General features: G+C 67.8%; 3 protein-coding genes and 1 pseudogene. 1 reads left to right on the top strand and 3 read right to left on the bottom strand.

The window, feature by feature from the left end:
* Positions 1–134: 134 nt before the first annotated feature.
* Positions 135–227, top strand: a pseudogene (locus EJK15_RS75995) (4Fe-4S binding protein); the annotation flags it as partial.
* A 27-nt stretch (positions 228–254) separates the two neighbouring features.
* On the opposite strand, the gene EJK15_RS68340 reads toward EJK15_RS75995, so the two are convergent.
* The 3 genes from EJK15_RS68340 to EJK15_RS68330 all read right to left on the bottom strand — a co-directional run bounded on the left by EJK15_RS68340 (position 255) and on the right by EJK15_RS68330 (position 2,902).
* Positions 255–1,118, bottom strand: coding sequence for a universal stress protein (locus EJK15_RS68340; RefSeq protein WP_138720778.1), 864 nt, complete (start codon positions 1,116–1,118; stop codon positions 255–257).
* A 73-nt stretch (positions 1,119–1,191) separates the two neighbouring features.
* On the bottom strand, positions 1,192–1,539 hold the full coding sequence (locus EJK15_RS68335; protein WP_138720777.1) for a VOC family protein: 348 nt from the start codon (positions 1,537–1,539) through the stop codon (positions 1,192–1,194).
* 976 nt (positions 1,540–2,515) lie between these two features.
* Positions 2,516–2,902 (bottom strand): STAS domain-containing protein, encoded by a 387-nt coding sequence (locus EJK15_RS68330; RefSeq protein WP_171075421.1) that lies wholly within the window; start codon positions 2,900–2,902, stop codon positions 2,516–2,518.
* Between the last annotated feature and the right edge of the window lie 463 nt (positions 2,903–3,365).

The raw sequence follows: 3,365 nt of genomic DNA, 5'->3' as shown, positions 1-3,365 counted from the left end.
GATCAACCTCGGACTCACCCACACCGGCGGCATCTGGACACTCGACCCCAGCCCGGCCTAGACAGCCCGCGGCCGATCCACCCCCAGAAACACAGCGGTCATCACAAGATCTTCAGTGATCTTCTAGGCAGCGCTTCGCGATCGATCTCTACTTCTGCAAGGGCTGCGGCCTGTGCGTGGCGGAATGCCCGTCTGGTGCGATCACGATGGAGCCTGAGGTCACGTGAGAGAGTGTCCCTGCGCCGGACGCACCGTTATCGCGGTGCGTCCGGAATGGACAGGCCCTCGCTCCTGACCACGACCAGCGGGCAGGGCGAGCGGTGCAGCAGGGCGTGGCTCACCGATCCGAGGACCATCCCGGCGAACGTCCCATGGCCGTGCGAGCCGACCACAAGCAGGTCGGCTCCGTCCGCGGCCTGCCTTAGCACCTCGACGGGATGCCCGTGTACGCACTCTTCGATCACGTCGACGTCGGGGTGCCGTCCGCGGTGCCCCGCGAGTGCCTCCTTGAGCACGAGCAGTTCGTTCTGCTCGCTGCCGGCATCCGCGGGTTCGAAACCATCCAGCCGCGGCCAGGCCCAGGCATGTACGACACGCAGCCGCGCTCCGCGCAGCTCCGCCTCGGCGAAGGCGAACTCCAGCACGGGGCGAGACCTGGGTGAGCCGTCCAAGCCCACCACGATCTCGCCGCGGGGCAGCGAAGGCAGCGAACGCACCACGGCGACGTCACATACGGCATGGCCGGCGACGCCGTAGGCCACCGACCCGACGAGCAGGCCGCGCACGCCTCCGATCCCGTGACTTCCGATGACCAGGAGCTCCGCGTCCTGCGACGCCCGGATCAGGGCCGTGCGGGGATCGCCGGGTAGCGCGGCCGTTCTCACCGCGATCTTGGGTTGTTCGTGGGATGCCCGGTTCTCGCCGGCCGCGAGCACGGTCGCGCAGCCTGCGCGCATCCACTTGGCCACGTCGGCGTAGCGGCCGTCGTCGGCCTCCACCGCCCATCGGGGCATGGCATGGACCACGGTGAGCGGCACCTCACGAAGTGCCGCCTCCCGTGCCGCCCAGCCGACCGCCTCGAGCCCGGCCTGCGACCCATCGACGCCGACTATGATCATGATGAATCACCTTTCTCGGTAGTGGTTCCCGCCGGCGGGGGCTCGGTTCGCGCCCCGCGCCGGTGAGCCCCCGTCACCCGCTTCTCGCCAGCAGGCCGACCGAGTTGCCCGCCGGGTCGGTGAACAGCGCGAACGACATGCCCTCGCCGATCTCGGTGGGCGGGACGTTACGTGCTCCGCCGAGTTCGCAGACCCGGTCCAGAGCCCGTTCCAGGTCTTCGACCTGGACGTAGACGGTGACGTACGGCGGCATCGCGCCGGTTGTCCGCATGATCCCGCCCTCTGGGCCCTCATCCGGCTGGACAAGGGCGTAGCTCTCATCGACGGTCTCGGTCTTCCACCCGAACAGACCCTCGTAGAAGGTGCGCAGACTCTCACTGTCCGGACCACCGATTTCCCAGTGCACCACAGCGTGTGCCATGACTGCCTCCTCTCTTCCCAGTGTGGGAGTGGCCCCGGCCGCGCGCCTGAGGAGAAGGTCCCGATGTTCGTCTCTTTGGTCCCTGATTCCGGAACCCCGGTTTCCGGAAGAGAGCGGCTCGAAGCCTCCCGGGTGGACGACGAAAATCACCCTCCGCGCCTGACTCGTTACTGATATGACAGGGGAGCGGGTAAAGCACTGAGGGGGTTACCCGCGCGAAGGAAGGCTGTCTGGGAGCCACCGCCAGACAGCCTTTCCGCTACCAGCGTCGCGCACGCCAAGGCCCGACCTTTTGGGAAACCTCCCCGGGGCCGCGCGCCGCACTGCGCCTACGGCCCGCTCGACTCGCCGCAGGTCACGATGGGTACGTGCTCCACGATGATCTGATGCCTGAGCCGTCATCCTGGCGGTCGGCGATCATCGACGCGATGGCTACAACAGGTCCTACGCCTGGCGCGACCGTGCGCGAGCGCCCCGCCGCAGCCCACTCATGCGGGGCATGCGGCACCCGGCTACTTCCTGGCAGGTCGAACGCCGCACACCCCGGGCCGAGCCGCCGCCCCTCCGTCGGTCGGCGACCCGGCATCCATTATCTATCAGTGACGTGTCGACTACGCCAAGCAACCTTCGACCTGTGACCCCAACCCACGCCCCCCCGCACGGTCAAAAGTGGGCAAGCGTCTACCGCAAGCGCCCCAGGACGCTACACAACGACCATCCCGACACGCATCATGACTCTTGCGGCTCCAAAGGCGCACACCCAGGGAAGCCGCCCCGGCGCGAACCAGAGCACTCGCCGGGGCCTTGGCACCTGGCCCGAGGCGTCGCCACAGCCGGGGACGGAACTCGGGGGAAGACCGTCCCCGGCACCGCGCACGGAACACCCGGCCCGCGCGGGCCGACTGCTATCGCACGCCCGCCTAGCCACGCATCAACGTCTCACGCCCAGCCCACGCGGACGACTCATCTCCACGACCTAAGGATCTTCAGATCGTTGAGGGGGAATTGATGGACCTTGACCAGCATGCGGCGTGGACCCGCGATCCGCCGCGTCCGATGTGATGGTAAAGACGCCGCTCAGTCCAGTGATGTCCAGAACGCGGCGGAACCTGGCGCGCACATGAGCCAGTTCCATCGTGCCGCCCGCTCCGGTGACCTCGCGCCGCGTCTCCAGCAGTGCGTACAGCCCATCAGAGTCACAGAACGTCAGTCCGGCCGCGTCCACCAGCAGGTAGCGGCGTTCCCCCGCCAGAGCCTCGGTGGCAGCAGCCACCAGGCGTGGACCCGAGGCCATGTCCAGCTCACCGTCCAGGACTACAACGCTGTAATCGGCGTACTGCATCACCCGCACCGAAAGGCTCATCACAATCACCCGGGAGGTATATGATCCCTACCTTCCATCCCAACGCTACGTCCTGACCTGCGAGCACTCCACCACGTTCACTCTCCATAACCGCCCCGGAGGTCAAAAGTGGGCAAGTGTCTCCCGTGAACGCACCAGGGTGATTCACATCAGCGGTCAAGGCCCGCATGATGAGTGCTGCGGCCTTCAAGACGACCCACGCGAAGGCCGACCGGCCGGATCTGGAGCACACATCGCCGGTCCCTCGGCACCTGGCCCCAGGCGTCCCGAGGCGTGGGTAAGCCGGGGGCGGCTCTCGGGGGACGGACCGTCCCCGCCACGGGGCAAGGGCACGCAGCACCGCCGCCAGCCCGGCGTGTGATGAGTTTCCCTACTAGATCAAGCCCGCCCGGCCGAGCCGGGCGGCAACCCCGCGGCCATGATCTTGGTCGGGGGTAGCGGGCATCTTGCGGGGGGTGGGACC

This window comes from Nonomuraea basaltis, from assembly GCF_005893125.1.
Taxonomy (GTDB): Bacteria; Actinomycetota; Actinomycetes; order Streptosporangiales; family Streptosporangiaceae; genus Nonomuraea; species Nonomuraea basaltis.
The sequence above is the reverse complement of the archived record's forward strand: the minus strand, read 5'-3'. Positions and strand labels throughout refer to the sequence as shown.

Coding starts and splice junctions, on each gene's coding strand:
- EJK15_RS68340 (WP_138720778.1), bottom strand. CDS start 1,118: ATGATCATAGTCGGCGTCGATGGGTCGCAGGCCGGGCTCGAGGCGGTC.
- EJK15_RS68335 (WP_138720777.1), bottom strand. CDS start 1,539: ATGGCACACGCTGTGGTGCACTGGGAAATCGGTGGTCCGGACAGTGAG.
- EJK15_RS68330 (WP_171075421.1), bottom strand. CDS start 2,902: ATGAGCCTTTCGGTGCGGGTGATGCAGTACGCCGATTACAGCGTTGTA.